This is a genomic window from Stenotrophomonas sp. PS02301 (assembly GCF_029959485.1).
Lineage (GTDB): Bacteria > Pseudomonadota > Gammaproteobacteria > Xanthomonadales > Xanthomonadaceae > Stenotrophomonas > Stenotrophomonas maltophilia_Z.
In genome coordinates, this window is record NZ_JASCOO010000042.1 from 16,706 (window position 1) to 34,258 (window position 17,553).

The 17,553-nt window shown below is 59.5% G+C and carries 20 protein-coding genes; 6 read left to right on the top strand and 14 right to left on the bottom strand.

Annotated elements, in window-relative coordinates:
* Window positions 1-1,157: 1,157 nt before the first annotated feature.
* From QMX81_RS11805 to QMX81_RS11820, 4 genes are all read left to right on the top strand, one after another.
* A complete protein-coding gene (locus QMX81_RS11805; RefSeq protein WP_282261711.1) occupies window positions 1,158-1,580 on the top strand; it encodes a low affinity iron permease family protein in 423 nt (140 codons plus the stop codon).
* 84 nt (window positions 1,581-1,664) lie between these two features.
* Window positions 1,665-2,162 carry a ferritin-like domain-containing protein gene (locus QMX81_RS11810; protein ID WP_282261713.1) on the top strand — a complete coding sequence of 166 codons (498 nt, stop codon included), beginning with the start codon at window positions 1,665-1,667 and terminating at the stop codon, window positions 2,160-2,162.
* Window positions 2,163-2,621: 459 nt separating this feature from the next.
* Complete coding sequence (locus tag QMX81_RS11815; RefSeq protein WP_282261714.1) at window positions 2,622-3,260, top strand: DUF6766 family protein; 639 nt, start codon at window positions 2,622-2,624, stop codon at window positions 3,258-3,260.
* 15 nt (window positions 3,261-3,275) lie between these two features.
* Window positions 3,276-3,833: an isochorismatase family cysteine hydrolase gene (locus QMX81_RS11820; RefSeq protein WP_282261716.1), complete on the top strand. Its 558-nt coding sequence runs from the start codon at window positions 3,276-3,278 to the stop codon at window positions 3,831-3,833.
* Between the two features lie 192 nt (window positions 3,834-4,025).
* Here QMX81_RS11820 and QMX81_RS11825 read toward each other — a convergent pair whose 3' ends face one another.
* Both QMX81_RS11825 and QMX81_RS11830 read right to left on the bottom strand, forming a co-directional pair.
* Window positions 4,026-4,172 (bottom strand): hypothetical protein, encoded by a 147-nt coding sequence (locus QMX81_RS11825; protein ID WP_282261718.1) that lies wholly within the window; start codon window positions 4,170-4,172, stop codon window positions 4,026-4,028.
* A gap of 181 nt (window positions 4,173-4,353) precedes the next feature.
* The gene (locus QMX81_RS11830; protein ID WP_282261720.1) at window positions 4,354-4,734 is read right to left on the bottom strand and encodes a hypothetical protein; all 381 of its coding nucleotides are present in this window, start codon (window positions 4,732-4,734) and stop codon (window positions 4,354-4,356) included.
* Window positions 4,735-5,036: 302 nt separating this feature from the next.
* Between QMX81_RS11830 and QMX81_RS11835 the strand changes: the two genes are divergently transcribed.
* Entirely contained in the window at window positions 5,037-5,684 is a 648-nt protein-coding gene (locus tag QMX81_RS11835; protein WP_282261722.1) for a hypothetical protein, read from the top strand.
* Window positions 5,685-5,731: 47 nt separating this feature from the next.
* Here the strand turns inward: QMX81_RS11835 and QMX81_RS11840 are convergent, their stop codons facing one another.
* From QMX81_RS11840 to QMX81_RS20955, 4 genes are all read right to left on the bottom strand, one after another.
* Window positions 5,732-6,289, bottom strand: a complete 558-nt coding sequence (locus QMX81_RS11840; protein ID WP_282261724.1) for an autotransporter outer membrane beta-barrel domain-containing protein — start codon at window positions 6,287-6,289, stop codon at window positions 5,732-5,734.
* 824 nt (window positions 6,290-7,113) lie between these two features.
* Window positions 7,114-7,338: a helix-turn-helix transcriptional regulator gene (locus tag QMX81_RS11845; protein WP_282261726.1), complete on the bottom strand. Its 225-nt coding sequence runs from the start codon at window positions 7,336-7,338 to the stop codon at window positions 7,114-7,116.
* Between the two features lie 1,311 nt (window positions 7,339-8,649).
* Window positions 8,650-9,540, bottom strand: a complete 891-nt coding sequence (locus QMX81_RS11850) for a TniB family NTP-binding protein (protein ID WP_282261728.1) — start codon at window positions 9,538-9,540, stop codon at window positions 8,650-8,652.
* Window positions 9,537-11,402: a Mu transposase C-terminal domain-containing protein gene (locus QMX81_RS20955; RefSeq protein ID WP_336619088.1), complete on the bottom strand. Its 1,866-nt coding sequence runs from the start codon at window positions 11,400-11,402 to the stop codon at window positions 9,537-9,539. The genes QMX81_RS11850 and QMX81_RS20955 overlap by 4 nt, the downstream gene beginning before the upstream one ends.
* A 779-nt stretch (window positions 11,403-12,181) precedes the next feature.
* On the opposite strand from QMX81_RS20955, the gene QMX81_RS11860 reads away from it, so the two are divergent.
* Complete coding sequence (locus tag QMX81_RS11860) at window positions 12,182-12,445, top strand: DUF3653 domain-containing protein (RefSeq protein WP_282261731.1); 264 nt, start codon at window positions 12,182-12,184, stop codon at window positions 12,443-12,445.
* 35 nt (window positions 12,446-12,480) lie between these two features.
* On the opposite strand, the gene QMX81_RS11865 is transcribed toward QMX81_RS11860, so the two are convergent.
* The 8 genes from QMX81_RS11865 to QMX81_RS11900 all read right to left on the bottom strand — a co-directional run.
* Window positions 12,481-12,885: a DUF4124 domain-containing protein gene (locus tag QMX81_RS11865; protein ID WP_282261733.1), complete on the bottom strand. Its 405-nt coding sequence runs from the start codon at window positions 12,883-12,885 to the stop codon at window positions 12,481-12,483.
* Between the two features lie 54 nt (window positions 12,886-12,939).
* On the bottom strand, window positions 12,940-14,094 hold the full coding sequence (locus QMX81_RS11870) for a zonular occludens toxin domain-containing protein (RefSeq protein ID WP_282261735.1): 1,155 nt from the start codon (window positions 14,092-14,094) through the stop codon (window positions 12,940-12,942).
* Entirely contained in the window at window positions 14,094-14,384 is a 291-nt protein-coding gene (locus QMX81_RS11875; RefSeq protein ID WP_282261737.1) for a DUF2523 family protein, read from the bottom strand. The genes QMX81_RS11870 and QMX81_RS11875 overlap by 1 nt, the downstream gene beginning before the upstream one ends.
* The gene (locus QMX81_RS11880; protein WP_282261739.1) at window positions 14,384-15,793 is read right to left on the bottom strand and encodes a hypothetical protein; all 1,410 of its coding nucleotides are present in this window, start codon (window positions 15,791-15,793) and stop codon (window positions 14,384-14,386) included. The genes QMX81_RS11875 and QMX81_RS11880 overlap by 1 nt, the downstream gene beginning before the upstream one ends.
* A gap of 126 nt (window positions 15,794-15,919) precedes the next feature.
* Window positions 15,920-16,147, bottom strand: coding sequence for a hypothetical protein (locus QMX81_RS11885; protein WP_282261741.1), 228 nt, complete (start codon window positions 16,145-16,147; stop codon window positions 15,920-15,922).
* Window positions 16,148-16,174: 27 nt separating this feature from the next.
* Complete coding sequence (locus tag QMX81_RS11890; protein ID WP_282261743.1) at window positions 16,175-16,381, bottom strand: hypothetical protein; 207 nt, start codon at window positions 16,379-16,381, stop codon at window positions 16,175-16,177.
* A gap of 15 nt (window positions 16,382-16,396) precedes the next feature.
* Entirely contained in the window at window positions 16,397-16,687 is a 291-nt protein-coding gene (locus QMX81_RS11895; protein ID WP_282261745.1) for a single-stranded DNA-binding protein, read from the bottom strand.
* On the bottom strand, window positions 16,684-17,553 hold an 870-nt coding region (locus QMX81_RS11900; protein WP_282261747.1), incomplete at its 5' end, for a replication initiation protein. The genes QMX81_RS11895 and QMX81_RS11900, both read right to left, overlap by 4 nt.

Consider the following 17,553-nt stretch of genomic DNA (forward strand, 5'->3'; position numbering starts at 1 on the left):
CATCTACTCCCAGGCAAGTAGACTGTTTCTAGTCCCACCACCGTAGGCCCGCCGTGAACGGGAATCGCGCGCCCCTTCACAGATGAGGCTCAGCTCCGACACATCACCTACGCTGATGACTTAGCGACCTCGGACCTCGAAGCGTTTCTGGCCCTCATCGTCGGCCAGCACATTTGGACTCCACCGGGCTCTGGCTACGGCGGTCTTGGGTACTTATGATGAAGGCAATACTTAGGCCCGGGCTTCCCCCGCTTGCGCCACTAAACGCGAAATCTCTGGCATGCCAAATACTGGGCTGTTCTATCTGTTTGAAGTCAACGTGCAGCCAAGTCGGCCGGGTTCGGATGAGGAACCTATGGTGCTTAACGTTCAGGCTGAATGTCTTTCCTGCCACCGCGTCACCAATGCTACTGCCCCGCCGAGCCTCGTGAACATACCGGGTGGCGGGGCGGTGCTGGAGTGCCCTGCGTGCGGGAGCCGCCAGGCGATTTCGGCTGCTCGTTTCATGGAATTTTCGCAAAGATCAGCCGGCGGCCCTGCGTCCTCAGATCCACCGCAGCAGTGATCTAAGCTTCAACTGCTGCCTCGGGCTCGCGAGCCTGGACCAACGCGGATCCCTCGCGGTACTGGGACTTCCGCCCCGCCATGGGACCGGTCACCGCCCACAGGCCGGCCGCATTGCGCAAGATGCCCCATTCGGGACCGCCGAGCAGTTCCCTCGCGCGATGGGGTCGCCGTCCTGCCCTGTGGATAGCGTCCGCGACTGCCTCGACCTCCTCGGCAAACCACCGGCACCCATTTACACAAATCTCCACCGGTTGATCGAAAGGACCTGGGTAGCTGGGTGCAAGTTCTTGCAGGTGCATGGCAGCCTCCCGCACGGTCAACTCTCGGAACGCAGGCTGGGCAGTCCAGTCACTCAAACGCCTCAATGCGTCGGCCATCATCCTCGGATCCTCCGCTGGCATGAGCCGGCAATCCTCGTTCTAAATGCGTGAAAACGGCGAAAGGACATTGTCAACGGCCCGCACACATCCCTTTTGCCGTAAGCGTCCCCTCGAAAGCGTTCACTTCGGGTTTCCTACGATGCTGAAAGTCACCAATCCTCGACATTCGCGGTCGTAGGTTCTCTTCCACTCAACACGCATGAGTGGACCATGTCGAAACCGTTTTTTAGCAAAATTGCCTGTTCTGCTTCGCGCGCCTCGGGATCGTTGGGCGCCTTCGTAGCGGCCTTGGGTGTGGTTATTGTCTGGGCGAGCAGCGGACCGTTCTTCAGGTTCAACGACACGTGGCAGTTGGTCATCAATACCGGAACGACGATCGTGACCTTCTTGATGGTGTTTCTGATTCAGCACACCCAGAATGCCGACACCGCCGCCATCCACATCAAGCTGGATGAGCTGATCCGAGTGACCAGCAACGCCAACAACGAGTTACTGAATCTGGAGGAGATGGACCAGGAGCGTCTGGAGGAAATCCGCCTTCGATACGAGCAGTTGGCCAAGACTGCGGCCCATCTCAAAGCGAAAAAAGACCTGTGCATGCCGTGCGCGCAAGAAGACGTTGCAGGCGTGTAGCAGGCCTTCACAGATTTGCGCACCAACCTAACGAGAGGGCGCTTAGCTTCAGGGCTCCACCCACCACCAACCCGGAGAACCATCATGGCGATCAAGACCGCTGAAGACCTGTTCATCCACGAACTGTCGGACATTTACAGCGCGGAGAAGCAGCTGACCAAGGCACTGCCGCGCCTCGCGCGAGCCGCCTCCAATCCGGACCTGGCCGCCGCCTTCGAAACTCACCTGGAAGAGACACAGGGTCAGATCGAACGCATCGACCAGGTTGTCGAGCTGCTGGGCATCCGTCTCAAGCGCATCAAGTGCGCCGCCATGGAGGGGTTGGTTGAGGAGGGTAAGGAAGCCATCGACAGTATCGAGGAAGGCCCGGTGCGGGATGCCGCCCTTATTGGCGGTGCCCAGAAGGTCGAGCACTACGAAATCGCTTCCTACGGCACCATCGCGGCCCTCGCCAAGCAGTTGGGTTACAAGGACGCGCTCCCGCTCCTGCTGGAAACATTGGAAGAAGAAAAGGTAACCGACGAGAAGCTGACGATCTTGGCCAAGTCTGGTGGTAACGCCAAGGCCGCGAAGGCCGCTTGAGGCGCATGGTTATGAGCAGAGACGAGAAAGATCTCCCTGTGCCCGGGGAGAAGGCCCGTAGCGAAACACCGGCTGAGGAGCATCACCGGAAGACCCAGACGGACAGGAACCACGAAGAGGCCTTGGAGGAGACGTTCCCCGCGAGTGACCCGATTTCGCCATTCGTTCCTGCCAAGCCGCCTGCTGCGGATGAAAGCGCCGCCAATCGTGCCACTGAGAACGCTGGCTACAACCAGCATGGGCATGGAAAGGGCGGTAAGGCGGGAGAGGCAGAGCCCGAAGGCGCGGGCGAGCGCGATGGAAAAACTCAGCCCAACTTTGGGCAAGGCAACACGTTGGGCAAAAAGCCAGGACTTAGTGGCTAAACCGGGGAGCGGCGTGGATCGCCGCTCCTTCACTGCAATTCGCTAGTCGCAGGACTACTGTCGAGACGTTCGTTCAACTGTAGGCAGTGTGGGCATGTGGAAGAGAAACGGTTTGTCGATCGTGCTTCTGGCTTTTCTCCTAGTCTTCTTGGGAGGCCAGATATGGACTGGCTTTTTGACCCACAACGAGGAACTCGCTGAAACGCACCGCGCTGCACTGAGCCTATTTGACTACCTGCATAGCGGCCATTTCTTCAGCGCAACCTTCGAGAACTGGGAAAGCGAGTTCCTTCAGATGGGCATGTATGTCCTGCTGACCGTCAGCCTCCGCCAGAAGGGTTCGGCCGAATCGCGCCCACTGGATGATGCGCAGGAGCAAGAGCGAGTTGAGCCGGGTCCCATGCCTTGGGCCGTTCGGAGAGGCGGGATTTGGAAAATGCTTTACGGTCACTCCTTGGCGATCGCATTCACGGCGTTGTTCCTGCTGAGCTTCTCGCTGCATCTTGCTGGCAGCTGGCGTGCGGAGGTCGATGAGCAGCTCGCGAAGGGATTGCCCGCTCCCACCTGCTGGGAACACCTGTGGAGCAGCAGCTTCTGGTTCGAATCCTTCCAGAACTGGCAGAGTGAGTTCTTGGCCGTGCTTGCCTTGGTTATCCTGACCATATTCCTTCGTCAGAAGGACTCACCGCAGTCCAAACCGCTGGCGGCGCCTCACAGCCAAACGGGCGATTGAGGGGCAAGAGCAGCTATGAATACACCCAGCCCAGCGCTCCTGATCATCGACATGTTTACGTTGTTCGACTTCCCGGAAGCCGGCCAGGTGAAGCCGAAGGCGCTGGAAGCCGCTCGGCACATCGCGACGCTCGCCCAGCGCTTCCGGGCGCTCGGCCATCCGGTCATCTACGCCAACGACAACTTCGCCAACTGGCAGATGGATTTCAAGGAGTTGGTGAGGCTGTGCTTGGCCACCGAGGGGGAGTCATCGGCGATCGCGAAGATTCTGGAACCGGAACACGGTGACTATTTCGTGCTCAAACCCAAGCACTCCGCATTTCTCGCCACCCCACTGGCCGTGCTGCTTGCCAAGCTTGGCGTAAGGGAGCTCCTCGTTGCAGGAATGACGGCGGAGTCGTGTATCACGGCCACATGTTTCGATGGCAACGCCAGGGAATACGACACGATCGTGGTGCAGGAAGCGGTTGCCGGCATCGGCTCTCGAAAGACCACGGCACTCCGATTGCTTGAAGAGTCCAAGGCAGCGACCGTTCTCAAGCTTGCGAGCTACCTGCGCCGCCTTGGGACTTAGGATGACTCATTCCCGCCGAATGCATGCAGTTTGAACGAAGGGCATCGAAAGACTGAAGAGCGATCGCGGGCGTGCGCGCCCTCCACTGAAGGCAGGCGCGGCTGCTCTTTTGCGTTACGGCCCCAACAATGACGATGGCCCGACATCGAGCCGGGCCATCCTGGCATTCAGGTCCGGGCGATTGGCAGCTGCTTATTCCTCTTCGTCCTGGCTGCCCTGCTGGCCGGAGCGCTCCCGCTTCTGATCCTGATCCTGTTGCTGCTGACCCTGGTTGTCCCGCTCCTGCTGACCCTTCTGGTCCTGCTGGTTCTGCTGACCCTGCTGATTCTGGTTGCCCATGTCAGTTCTCCATTGACAGCATCGGCATTGATGCTGACGATGAGGCTATCGGAGCTTGGGTTATGCGTCCGTTGAAACCTATCCAAGTCCTCGAACGAAATCGCCACGTAGTTAAACAGTTCATTTGCTCAGCAGTCCGTCCGCGCGAGTAGGCCGCGGGCCCAGCGTTGCATCTATTCCTTCAGGCACCGCTGATCACGCGGGCAGCCAGGCCAGCATTTGATGGGGTCGGAAGGCGTGCTGTAGCCATCTCCGTCTCCGGAGAATTGCCATTGCCCGGCACCAGCCTTTCCTGAACTGCGGCAAGCAGTCGGCTGACTCGGCGGGCAGCGTCTCCGATGCTCGGTTCCAGTCCCAGAACGTAGACAAAGCAACCGTCGAACTTGGCAGAGGCAGACTCAAGCCCTTCCGTGTCGGACATTTCGCGCTTGAGCGCCTTAAGCCAACGCTTAGGCGGCTCAGACTTCAGCTCCACCACCACCGCAGCTTCGCCGAAGTCCAGCGGCATCACCTCGAGCCTCAGGACCTTCGGAGTCGACAAAATTTGTGATGAGTTGCCCACTGCCGTTCTCCTCCAGAGCAATGGACGGAAAGTATGCGCAGCCCGTGCCAAGGCTACGTCAAAATTCGAGGCCAGATGGATGACACCTACCTGAAGGTGCGCGTCCTTCTGCACAGCGCGGGTGAAGCTGAAGTGTCATGCGCTGCGGGATGCCCCTGAGCAGGAAACGGAGCTAATTCAGCTGCGCGTGCCCGCAGGCCCTAACCGCAGGTGCTGAACGCTTCACAAGATGAAAGCGGCTCAAACGCGAGTATTGGCATCCGCCTGCTTACACGCATCGAAGCGATGGGATCAACCTCAACGTGCTACAGAACCTGCTTCATTTCGCGCCCCTTATAACCGCAGCCATGACATGCGTGACAGCGTTGATATGGGTCGTTTATCTGGGTTTTTTCCTTCGCAGTTACCGACGCCAGCAGCGACCGTCCATCCTGATCACCTCGGGCGCGGGCAAGGACCTGGATGCGCACTGCTTCGTGACCAATTTGGGATTGGAACCGGTGTACTTGCTCGATGTGGTCATCGACCTGATTGAGCCAAGTGGCAAGGTCGTACGAGCAGTCATTCCCGAACGCACCGAGCGGTGGAGTCAAGCTGTTCCCGGGGACGAAGATGATGTCCGCCGTGCAACCAATGTCGGAGCGCTCAGCAGCGGCGGCGAACGAGACTTGGGGCGATTCCGGACCTTGATCGAACGCGCCAGCACTGAGAACCCCGACATCGCCGCGGAGGTTGCCTTCACCAGCCTGGAAGTGACCGTGGTGACGGTCACCGCGAGCCAGGCAGAGCTGTGCGGGGCGTCACGTTGCTATCGCATTGAGCATCGCGAGGGTGGCCAGGCTCGCCTGAGAGCAAGAACCATCAAGGCCCGACAGTTGCAGGGGTACTTTGCACGCCGCAGCCTGACTCGCCTGTTGACCGCGCAGTTGAAGTCCTTGGATGCAGCATAGTCAGCATTGCAGCCATTGACGCACTTACGCCGATTCGGACGACGCTGCTAAGCACTGTGCGCGTTGATCTGCAACGGTCCATCGGTATCCTGGCTTGGCTGGGCGTCGATCACCCCTTGCGCCATTCGCGCAGACGACCAGGTGCTGCGCCTTGGGGCTTGGCCCCGCCTTTCCTGTCCTGCCTTGCCCATCATCGTCACCAGTTCCAACGCATGCCCACCTTGCTCGGCCGTAAAAGGCACATACCCCGTTGCGCTGGAGAACTCTGTCCTGGGTGATCCGTTGAACTCGTGCCACGCGTTCAGGCGAAGCCACGCGTCGCTGGCCCGGGGCCCGCCGTTGCGGCCCTGGCCACTGCCGATGCGATTGAGCCGGATGCCCAACCGGCCGACCGTGGAAACGCCGTCGCTGTAGCGTACGCGCGCGATGTCATCGACCAGGTCGTCGACGTCCACGCGCTGCCAGATCACCTGCGCCTGGGGTTCGATTCTCCAACCGGTCAGATCTTCCGCGGTGTCACCCGAACCCAGGGCGAAGGGCCACCCGCCCTCCAGCGAAAGAACCGTGCCATCGCCGTTGGTGAAGGTGTCGGGCAGCGTGGGCAAGGGTTCCAACCCATGGTCTGGAGGCGGGGCCGCAAAGGTTGCGTAGCTCATGAAGCAGGCGGATGCCAACGCGGTCAGCCGCAACACCTCTCGAGAGCGCCCCGGACATCCCCCGTCCCCTTTGCCATACACATCGGCGTAGACGACATGTCGAGCTCCACTTGGGAGCATCGAGTCTATTTTTGCCTTCTGCCACGCGCATCCGCACAACTGCCGGTTACTCGCCAGTATGTTTACTGATTTCCACGGTGCCAACCGGCTGCTACACGCCATTCAGAGACTAAACGCGACCGCCCTACCGCTGATAAAGAACCCTAGTCACCTGCGGCGACCGCATGTCTGCTTCCGGCCAGAAGCGGACCTCCGCCCTACCCCTGATAACGATCCCTAATCACCTTCTCCTCAAGTGCCGGCTCAGCGCCGTAGAACGACCTTTCCTTTCTGCGGATGCGACCGGTGAGCACTACGCGGCTGCAGCCTCAGAAGACTGCCGACGTGTCGCTACGACACTTTTACTGAGAGCCCAAGGGATAGCAGCACGCGCAGATGTTGCCCTCTTCTACATCTGACACCTGCCTGTCTGGACGCATTGGTATAGCCCACGTTGCTGCGCATTCGCGCCGGAATGCGCCCACGACCCGAGGATTACCTGTCGCGGTACACCCGATGGCATGGTGACCAGCTCAAGTCCGCGTGCAATCTCTAACGCACCCAGGCTGCCCAGGGCTGGACCGTTGACCCAGAGCACGCCCTGTGGCGGAGACCTGCCCTCTTCCGGGTCAGGAAAGTGTATTCAGGCGCGCCCGGGAGCAGTCCCCGTGCGGTCAGTACCCTGCGCTACCCAAGAGGAAGGACGGCTTGACGCCTAACCCTTCGGCAAGCCTCACCAACGTTGCGAGGGTGATGTTCTTCTCCCCCCTTTCAATAGAGCTGTAGTACGCGCGATGCATAGCAATGCCGTCGGCGAATCGCTCCTGACTGAGGCCGAGCTCAGTACGGCGTGAACGTATGGCGGAGCCAATTTGGGTAGCGAAAGTCTCGTCCTGCATGGAATGCAGGATTGGCCACGGGCTACTTCTATAGCTACCACCTCAAAGGTAGACTACTTATATGTATCACACCCCGGCTGCGCCATGGCACTGCTCCTCATCAATCCAGAGAGCGACATGTTGTTTGTCCTTGATGCCCCTTCAGGGGTCCTGGCAGCACTGGAAGAGCAATGGAGAAGACTAGCGCAGGGGGCAGAGCGCGACGCCTTTGCTGCGCGTCTAAGCAGGCGAGTGGCGCCAACTATCGCCGATTGCCTGGACTGGGACCTAAGACCCCCGACGGATGCCCAGGTGAACTACGCGGTATCCGTTGCTAGACGGCTGCAGTTGGAGATCCCCTCTCTGGTCTTACAGCGCAGGAGTGCGATGGGAGATTTCTTGGACGCTCACGGGGTGCAATTGAAGACCCACACGAGCCGCAAGCCCATTCCAAAGTGAGGAGGCGGGCATGACGCCCCCGCCTCCCAATGCTGCCGTACTCAGAACCTATCTTTGCGCCTTACGACCTTCCCGTACGAGGAGACAATACTGCGCAGCTGGCGGTAGTGTGACGACTGCCCCCTCTCCCCACACCGACGCTGTAGCCACATCCAGGCGGGTAGTGGCCACCTCGGTAGCTTGTCCATCTGCTCGCCCCACAGCGAACTCCAAGCACGGAAGGCCCCCAGAAGCGCAGCGGCACGCTCAATGGACGCTAGCTGCCCAACTCGAGAAGGACAGCCTGGCCGATAGGAGTGGTACTGCCGGGGCGCTGGCCAGCCCATCTCCGCCACAACCCAAATAAGCTCGCAACTGGCAATCCCGTCGTGCTGACACCCCCAGTTCCTTGTGGAAGCAATGACGAGATCTCTGGCCAGCAAGTCTCTGGATCGATCAAGACCCCCCGTGCGCCACGCCTGAAGCCAGTCGTAAAGAAGTTTCACCTCATTGTGTACCTCCAGACCTATTACAGGAGAGGGCACGTTCTCGCATAGCAGTAAGCGGTGCTCTGAGCATGCAATGGCCCTGGCATCCAGCCAATCCACCAAGGTCGGGTGTCTGGTCCCGCCCTTAGCTTCAGTGAAACAGGACGGGCAGAAGCGGCGGCGCCATTCGACCCCGATCCGCCAACTTGGGGGAATAGATGTGATGTCCCCGATCGCCGGGGGCAAACCCTGCCACATGCGGCCGCTGCCCGGGCGCTCATGCTCTACGTTCTGGCAATTGCACCATCTCCACCACTCCGCTTCACTCAGAGAAAGCTCTCGCCGCGTGGCGTCGAGCCAAGAATGGACGCTCTCACCAGGAAACGCCGGCAAGTGAATGGGGAGGTCACTGAGCTTCATGGCCGACCCCTCCCCCCTCAATAGCCAGGCTTTGCGCGCGCTCCAGAGCCTGCAACGTAAGACACGGAAGTCCCTCCCGCTTAGCGATAGCCGCTGCAGAGACAATCAACTCGACCAGCCTGGCCGTGGTGCTGCAATCGTTGACGAGGAGCCACTTGACAACCGCCATGCTATCGAGATGAGACGGCGAGGGAAGCGCTATCGCTTGTTCGAGGCCGGCCAGGAACTGCCGGAATTCCCTCGACTCCTTCCACGCAGGAAGATCTGCCCTATTAAACCGAGATTGAAGCTGCTCATCCGCAGCTAGCACATTTACCATGTTGCGAGTCGTAGCAATGCAGACGGTCATGCCACGATTCGACACTGCCTTGAGGAACGCCAATGTCTGCTGCTGAGTCCCTCTACCAGCGTTGAGAAAATTGCCAGCTTCATCAATGAGTATCTGCTTGACCCCAGACGAATCCATCAACATCAGTGCGACGTCGTACGCGCTACTTGTACGGTTGACGGGATACCCAGGCAAACACGCGTCAATGATCGCGCGGGCGAGCTTTCGATGGTGACCATCGAACGGAGCTTCGACAAGAATGACCTCACGCCGACGCAATCCTGACGCAGCGCTCTCCGCGGCCATTTGTGACATGTAGTACCTAAGGAGCCTCGATTTTCCCATCCCCGACTCGGCCGCCAAGTGGAGGCACTTGGGCCGATCCAACCCCGCCGCATTGCGCCGAAGCCAGCTCAGCGCCCTAAGAACTCGAACCGCCGCCGGGTGAGGAACAAAGGGAACCAGACTATGCTGTGCGAGCAGGGTTCCGGCACTGATCTCACCGTCTGCACTGGCTTCGGCCTGCGCGACAACTGAACGTAGCTTCATTTCACCACTCCTTCGCTAACGCTCAGAGGCTCGACAGCTTCGGTGTAGTCCACTGTCTGAGCCGGAACCGCGGGCGCGTCAGGAATCCTGGCGATCTTTCTTCTTGCTGCTTTTGACTTCGCCGCAGCCGCTTTATGGATCTCTCTCTGTTGTTCCATCGCCTCGAACAGCTCGCTCTCGGCTGAGGCCCTCCGGCCTGCGGCCTTAAGATGAGCGCGAATCTCGCGCAGCTCCCACAAAGAGAAAGGGGGGCGCGACCTGTCCTTCAGTGGAACATCGATGTAGTCGCTACCGAAATGAAGATAGACCTTCGTCAGATCTCGTTGATCAAAGTGAACACGATGATCGATGTGTCCATTGATAAGCGGTGTAAGTGCGGGATCCCAGTAGTGCAACCCGTGGACACTCACCCCTTCCCGGCCCACTCGGCGTTGCACGGATGGCAAGAATCCGAGAACAAAGTCGCGGGCGTCGCCGATGATCGGCGGGATAACCTCCGCTCCGGAAGCATCCGTCCAAGCGTCCTTCCACACCTGAAGTGGCGTCCGCCCCTCTAGGCCCTTATGTGGTCTGTTGTGATAGCCCCCGGCAACCTCAAGGGCGAGCCACCTTTCGAGCTCAACGAGAGACATCACCGCCCTCTTCTCAGACTGGTAGTCCCCCCTGGCTTTGGAGTTTGAGAAGGTGGTTCCGGGCAACAAATGCACAGCACCCATCATCGTGCCGATATAACGCTCAACGTATGCACCGTAATGAGGACTGCGGACCGGCCTCTCCTGGATATGAATCCCGTACCTAGCGCACTGGGCCTTGATCTCCTTGGCCTGAAATGTCTTCGCATTGTCCCAGTGGATGCTTCGCATCTTTCCGAAGATCGGATAGCTGACAGTCAAGTCAAGGCTTCGTAGCCACGAGTGCTTTGGGAAGCACGCGCGTTCCAATGCAAGGGCAACTGAAGTCTGATTTGGCGTGTCAAAGCTCAAGTAATAGCCAAGCACGCACCGCGTGTACACATCAATTGCCACTGTTATCCACGGTCGGCCGATCGGCTGACGTGTTAGCGGGGAGACGACAATGAGATCGATCAGTGCGTGGTCGATCTGAACCATTTCTAAGGCGGAGGTTGGACTCAGCCCGCGGACCGAAGGGGATTGCTGAGCAACCGCCTGATGGTATCCAAGTCTCTTTTTTGCCAACGCTAGAGGGTCTCTGCAACGTATGCGTTCGCGCACCGCCTTGCCACTCGGGGCTTTCACTCCCGAGCTCCGAGCCAGCGAGCTGCAGTACTCAATTACAGACGAGACCGTCGCCGGCTCACGTACAAGGTAGAGCTCATCGATCGCCTTGTTGATGATGCTCTCGACAACCGGCCGCAGCCGGCGAGAGCCTGGACTGGGCCCTGGCAACCCGGGCAGGAGAGCACCTGGGATGGGGTTGTTTAGGTACCGCGACCATCGTCTATTCACGGTGCGCGTGGACACATCCATACGGGCGGCAATCTCCCTACATCGATCTTGAGTCAGTCTGCCGCCGCAACATTTCGCCGCTTCCGAAAGAACCGCGCTCCACCTCCTAGCACTCTTTTCCTGCTCAGGATCCACGCTGAGCACATCGCGAAGTTCGCCTTCATTTGTTTTCGATCGGATTGGACGAAGGAGCATCGCACTCGTCCACGAATACTCGGACGTGTCCACAAATCTCAACTGGATCTTCTCTTGCGAGTGCACGCCTACGATCTTCACCACTCTGCCTTCGAACAACGCCAACTCGCCCGCTCTGATGACGAAATCAGGGGGCGGTCTTTTAGCGCGAGTCGCTACTGCCATTGCCGCGTCTCCCGAACAGAGACAACAGGTGCCCATCCCTCTTGACGACGGGGTAGAAAAGTGGGAGCCTGAACTTAATCGGCGGTCAACCGATTTATCTGAATGGCTCGGGCTGCTACCCGAGCCATTCTTCGTTCTGGCAGGGTACCTGTTGCCTCAGCTCATGCTCTTTTAGCCCGTCATTGAGAGTTAAAAGAGTCATATCACGGGCATGCCGGAGCTTTCAACCGCAAGTCTTTGACACATATAGCTTTTAAACTATATTTGGTCGCCAATTAACCTAATTTGGCACCACGGAGGCTGCCTAACTTCCCGGTCCTACTGAGCGATCAAGGGTGTTCGGGCAGAGGCAGCACGTGATCCAGTAAGCACGCACACGAGTAGAAGAACGAAGCTCTCTCTTCGCAGAGAAGCGCACAGCGTCACCCTAAATTAGAGCTTTGCGACTCTGCGTCCCTTATCCGAGCGGACGTGCACCCCTGCCCGATGTGCTATGGCGAGTGGAGGCTACTGCAACAAAATCCTCGCCGGTCCGTTGTCCCAAGGGCAGGATGCGGCGGTACCCAGGTCCTTGCGGGTTTGCCCAAGTCTGTACATAGTCGCCGACCCTAGATCGTGTCAGTTCCCGGCAATATTTGCCAAGATCGTGTCGTTTCACTGCAGCTCGGCAACTGCCTAGGGCTGATCATCAGTGAAGACTCCGCCAACCCACTGATTCTCTTGGCCTAATCTGGATGACAACAATTAGCAAAACCGACACTGCTGGCATCGCTCTTGCCTCTCCGTGGTTCCAAGGACAAAGCGAGCATTGATGCATGTGCCAGTACCTGACCGGCCCCTTCGCGGGCTGGAGCGTCAGAGGCAACTACCTAGTCAGCCCTGACGGTGACCGCATGACGCCCGAACGGATTGCCGGGCTGGCATGGCGCGATCAGATGGAACTCAGGGTCGCCGGGTTTGCCTCCCGGCGCAAGGCCGAGGCTGGTCAACGAAAAGCCGGTCAGCGCCAGATGGTCAAGGTCGTCGTTGTTGACCTGGGCGAGTTCCGCGATCGCCACTTCGGGCGGTCAGCAGGTTGAAGGCGTAACCGTAGGGGCTCAGCCCCTACACCCCATCACTTGCAGGCTTCGTACACCTGATCGTCCATCTGCCTACTAAGTTCGAACGAACGCTTGAGACCTGCGGCACGGTACACCGCGTCCCGGTGATCTTTAGCAGCTTGGCAGCGGTCACGCTCCCTGTACTGGCTGACCACCGCACCACTGGCGCCGCCACCGGAGGCCGCCCGGTACGACTGCTGCTGACGTTGACGCATGTCCTGGCGGATACGCTCCAACCGGAGCTGATTGTCATACGTTTCGTGTTGTGGAGTGGCATCCCACGTCTTCTGAGGTGAGCCATTAGCGCACGGCGCAGACTGGTAGCTGGTCTTGCCGCCTTCAACACACTTATTCACCTGCTGGGCAGATGCTGGGCTGGCGACAATAGCCGCCAGTAACAGAATAGCTCTCACGTCCATGTAGCCCCCTATAGCTGGGTGCATCATATCTCCACCGGCCGTAAGCGTGTCAGGTCAACTTCCGCTGTAACGGTTCTGCGCCGATTCGGGGAACGTGCCTATGGGGCGCTCTCCCACGCTGATTATCGCGTCGCCGCCTGTCGGCATGGCCGGGACGGGTCCAATAGCTGGTTGGGCCTGTGCGGAGGCGGGCAAGCCTGCCCCGGTTTGCATGTCGCGCTGCTGCTTGTACGGATTGTAGACCGGCCCGTGGCGCGCAAGGGTGCGGCACTCAGGCTGCGAGAGGTCGTAACGGGTGCCCTGCTCTGTCATGCACGTACACGATGCCTCAGAGCGTTGTCCGTTCCCATCAAGACCTTCCATGCTGGACATGCAGATCAGCTGCGGATCAGTGGTGATCGCACGCTGATCGTAGATCGGCGCTGTCCAGGGCATTGTGCCAATGCGAGGCAAATGAGCTTTGGCGTACTCAGCGGTGGACCCGTAGGTCACTGGCCCGCCCGCGCCCGCCCCCGCTTCGCTGGCGGCAGTCACGGGCAGTCCAGCGCCCATGGGTTGCTGAGCGGCAGGGAGGCCCGAATAGTCCTCGATCTTCTTCTGTAGCTGCCATTTGATGCCTAGTACGAGAGCTGAAACTACGACGATGGCAACCAACAGCCACCGCATCCACATCGGCATGCTTCGCTTTGTAGTGACGAGCGTGGTGCTGGTGTAGTAGTCAAAGACGTACTTAGGTCGCACCCAATCAATCACATCGGTGCACTTGACCTGGACGTTAGTTTGATACTGGTTCCAGCGCTTGAGCTTTGTCTTGCTGCGCATGATCGAGGTCTGTCGGACATGCACATGCTCTTCGTATAGGCCGCGCAGAAATGGATCAAGCTGCAACCCCTGTTGCGCGATCATGATGAAGTCAAAGCCGCGATGCCTGTGCGTGGCCATAGCCTGCACGTGCGCAGGTACAGCAGCGCCCGGATTCCGATTCGGGAAAACCGTGTAGCACTCATCGAGCAAGACGACAGCGCCATCGGGTAGCTGCTCCCACTTCTTCGGGTCATCGACGTACGTCCACCCTGCCTTGGCATAGTCGAGGTCTTTTACGCCGTGAGCGAAGATCGCCCTCCCCTCCTTTTGGAACTTGAACGCCTTGTCCAGCGCATATGCAGTCTTGCCGTGTCCTGGCTGGCCGGTAACGAGATAGAGCGCCATTACTTGCTCCCCAGCTTGCTTAACACGGCCTTCTGCGCGCGCCCGGCAATCCATGCAGAAAGGATCATGGTCACGGCCACGCCAATGCCAGTTGCACCCCAATAGGCCTGCAGGACAGGTGGAAGCGCGCCGAACTTCGACTCAACCAATGATTTGAGCGACGGCATGGCAATCTCATGGGTAACGAAACCGATTCCGAGGGCGAGAAGGATTCGGCCAGCGATGCCGGGCAGATACTGCCGTGCGGCCGAGACAAGAAGGGCTACGAGGGCCGCAATGATCTGAGGCATTAGTTACCACCTCGCGCGAGGATGACAGCCGCGGCGACCGCAGCAATGGTGATGATCAGGGCCTTGATCTGCGCGATGTACTGGCAGAAGAACGGAGGGGGCGTGGAGATGGCCGACATGAACCCGGAGGTGATGCCATTGCTGCCGCCGGAGGCAAAACCCATACATGAACCTCCACCGCCGATGCCGGACTGATCGAGGTCAGAGACGCTGAGGGTCTTTGTGGTCAGAACCTTCAAATCATCAGGTGACGATCCTGCACCGGGATCGGTGGACATGCCCCCGACCTTGGTCCAATCCGGCTGGGCGCCTCCGTTTCCATTGTTGCCCTGGGCAAGTTTCTCGGTAGCGCAGGCAGTGCGCCACTGCATGAGCAAGCCGGTATATTCCAGCGCGTCACATTTGTCGCCTGTGCAGACCGGTGGCGTGCTGCATGTCCCGCCAGCGATGTTGCGGTTCTTGCGAGTGTTGCAGTCAATGCGCCATTGAATTCGCGCTTGTCCGCACATGATCGGCGAGCCGCTGCAGGTGGGCGGGGTCTTGCAGTCATCACCGCCGGAGAACTCGTCTCTCTTCTTACCGTCCTGACCCTCGCCGCCCTCTTCTCCCTCGTCAGGCTCGCCGTCGCCGTCGCTATCCTTCTTGCAAGTGCCATCTTTGCCGCGCACTTCCCCTTGGGCACACTGCCCATCACCGGGTAAGCACTTGCCATCAGGTGACTTGATCTGGCCAACAGGGCATTCGTTGGTCTTGTTTTTACAGGTGCCATCCGCTTGAAGCGTCATGCCCTCAGGGCAAGGCTCCGGGGCACACTGGCCGAGCGAATTCTGGGGGCGACCGCCGCACTTACCTTCAGGTGGTTCGCACACATTGAGAATCGCATTCCAGTAATAGCCGCTACCGTAGTTGTCGCACGTGCCCTTCTCATTGTCCGGGCAAAGGCCCCCGGTGGCCTGCCACGTCATGGAGCTATCGGCATTGCGCCCCCAAATTCCGTCGCACATGTTACGACAGCCAAGACTGCCGCTCTTGGCCGCACCGCCAGAGGACCACGGGCCCGTGCCGGTGTAGGAAGGCTCGACCGAGCACTTATTGGTCCAGTACCAAAAACCGCCAAGATATGGGCCGCCCTCATTGGTGGAGCCGGCCGCGCGCCCCCAGTACTGCATGATGATTCGGCCGGACGCAGGACCGCCTTCTTTATTGCACACCTTCCGTGTGACACCGCCGGAAACGTTATTGTTGGTGGCACCGGGAACGAAAGCGTTGCACTGGGCCATCGCCTCGGCGAGGCTGCATCCGCTCCCATCCACCGAGCAATTCTTGGCTTGGGCGAGCGCCACATTCGGCACCATCGCGGAGGCAAGAAGCACGCAGAGTGCGATGGCGATCAGACCGCGATGAACCATCAACCATCGAGTGCAAGCCATAGTCCCCCCAGAAACCCAATCATCACGAAATAACCGGCGTAAGCCATGACGTATCCCCTGAACAAAAAAGGGGCGGGTCTCCCCGCCCCTACTGTTGACCTGGCCTTAGCCGCCGGATGCCTTTCGACCGGCGCGGATCAGGGCAACGACGCCGCACATGCCGAGAACGGCAGCGCCGATCAGGCTGAGTTCGGCGATATCCATGCCGCCGGTAGCCGCCTCCGCAAGCGGGCCGGCAAACACCGGAGCGGAAACCAGTGCAGTGGTGACGACCGTTACTGCCTTGATGCTGACGTTGCGGGCCTTGGAGTACAGATTGGTGCTCTTGTTCATGACTTTCTCTCTCTCTCTCGATGGTGGTTAACCGCCTGAGACCCGGCGGGCTTGCCGGATCATGTATCCGACGCCCCACATGCCAGCGATTGCGGCTGACAGTGCGAGGCCTTCGGCAACGTCGATGGGCGGAAGAAGCATCGGCGCTGGTCCATAGAAGGGATGCGCACACTGCCCGGTCGAGGCATCGAAATCCGCCTGTTTGCAGTACAGCGTGAGAACGGCCTCTTCCATGGGAACTCCTGAAAATTACGGCTTGCCCGGCGCCGGGCCCGGCGTGGGCGACGGCGTCAGCAGTCGAATGCGGCGACCGAACTCCAGACCGCCGAATTTGTTGTTCTGCAAGGAGGTCGGGCACAGGTCATAAGTCCCGATCTTGTAGGGCTGCTGGTCTTCATCCAGACCAACGGTGAACGGCAGCGGGAAATCGCCCGGGCGGACGATGGCTGCTTTCTGCTCGCGGAAGACCGTTGCGGCCTTGCCTTCGCGTGCGGGGAACGAACGAACGGCGATGTTCTCGCTGATGATTTCAACTTTCATAGTGGGATTACCTTCCAAGCGATAGTCCGGCCGAATGCGAATGTCACTCGCCACGGGGACGACCAGAACTCCCCGGTGAGCTTGTCGAAATAACCGCCCTGGCACTTGCGAATGTCGGCTTCTACGCCGAGCGCTTCGCGTGCAGAGATGGGCGCTTTCCACCACCGCAGTTCGCGGCGGGATTCTTCATTGAGTCCGCCGCAACCGTGCGTGCGGAACCCCTTAGGAAATGCAGCAGCCATCACGCTGCTGAACTTCGATGCGTACTTTGCGAGATACCCGACAGCGTTGCGGGCTTCTTCGAACTTGCTGGATCCGTGCGGCCACCACTGCCTGTGATCGACGCGACCAAACCACATGCCCTGCGGAACCCAAATCAGGAGGTGGTAGTGGGGCCATCCGCGCTGGGTGAGTTCGCCCACCCACAGGTAACGGAACACTTGACCCGTGAGCCGTCGGAGCCGAGCGACAGTTCGATTGAAGTGGCCGCGCATGCGTTTAAGTAGCTCGCTAACGTCACGAGGGCCGCTACGGCTTCCGTCTCGGTAGGTGAGCGTGAGCATGTACCACTTGCCCCGCCTCGATCCTTTCTTCGCTTCTTGGTCATGGAGTCGTGCACTCGTGATAACGGACTTGCGCAGCCGTTGCGCCCGCGCTTGCAGCGGGTCGATTTCGATGGAGAGACGACCGGTCTTCGACGCGGTGTCACTTGTTTTGTAATGGACAAGCCCAAGGGCCAGCGCTTCGCGCTGGCCCTCCGGGGTCAACGCGCTCGGTGCCGCTGCGAGGTACGATTTAAGCGAAGCACCCGATGCGCGCTTATTGCGTTGCATGGCCTCTGAGGCCATCTCGGTGCGGCGTGCAGC

Bases quoted from the DNA above. Each gene is read 5' to 3' on its own strand.
- QMX81_RS11865 (WP_282261733.1), bottom strand. From the start codon at position 12,885: ATGGACGTGAGAGCTATTCTGTTACTGGCGGCTATTGTCGCCAGCCCA.
- QMX81_RS11820 (WP_282261716.1), top strand. From the start codon at position 3,276: ATGAATACACCCAGCCCAGCGCTCCTGATCATCGACATGTTTACGTTG.
- QMX81_RS11850 (WP_282261728.1), bottom strand. From the start codon at position 9,540: ATGAAGCTACGTTCAGTTGTCGCGCAGGCCGAAGCCAGTGCAGACGGT.
- QMX81_RS11815 (WP_282261714.1), top strand. From the start codon at position 2,622: ATGTGGAAGAGAAACGGTTTGTCGATCGTGCTTCTGGCTTTTCTCCTA.
- QMX81_RS11870 (WP_282261735.1), bottom strand. From the start codon at position 14,094: ATGGCGCTCTATCTCGTTACCGGCCAGCCAGGACACGGCAAGACTGCA.
- QMX81_RS11890 (WP_282261743.1), bottom strand. From the start codon at position 16,381: ATGGAAGAGGCCGTTCTCACGCTGTACTGCAAACAGGCGGATTTCGAT.
- QMX81_RS11845 (WP_282261726.1), bottom strand. From the start codon at position 7,338: ATGCAGGACGAGACTTTCGCTACCCAAATTGGCTCCGCCATACGTTCA.
- QMX81_RS20955 (WP_336619088.1), bottom strand. From the start codon at position 11,402: ATGGGCACCTGTTGTCTCTGTTCGGGAGACGCGGCAATGGCAGTAGCG.
- QMX81_RS11805 (WP_282261711.1), top strand. From the start codon at position 1,158: ATGTCGAAACCGTTTTTTAGCAAAATTGCCTGTTCTGCTTCGCGCGCC.
- QMX81_RS11825 (WP_282261718.1), bottom strand. From the start codon at position 4,172: ATGGGCAACCAGAATCAGCAGGGTCAGCAGAACCAGCAGGACCAGAAG.
- QMX81_RS11895 (WP_282261745.1), bottom strand. From the start codon at position 16,687: ATGAAAGTTGAAATCATCAGCGAGAACATCGCCGTTCGTTCGTTCCCC.
- QMX81_RS11880 (WP_282261739.1), bottom strand. From the start codon at position 15,793: ATGGTTCATCGCGGTCTGATCGCCATCGCACTCTGCGTGCTTCTTGCC.
- QMX81_RS11875 (WP_282261737.1), bottom strand. From the start codon at position 14,384: ATGCCTCAGATCATTGCGGCCCTCGTAGCCCTTCTTGTCTCGGCCGCA.
- QMX81_RS11860 (WP_282261731.1), top strand. From the start codon at position 12,182: ATGTGCCAGTACCTGACCGGCCCCTTCGCGGGCTGGAGCGTCAGAGGC.
- QMX81_RS11810 (WP_282261713.1), top strand. From the start codon at position 1,665: ATGGCGATCAAGACCGCTGAAGACCTGTTCATCCACGAACTGTCGGAC.
- QMX81_RS11885 (WP_282261741.1), bottom strand. From the start codon at position 16,147: ATGAACAAGAGCACCAATCTGTACTCCAAGGCCCGCAACGTCAGCATC.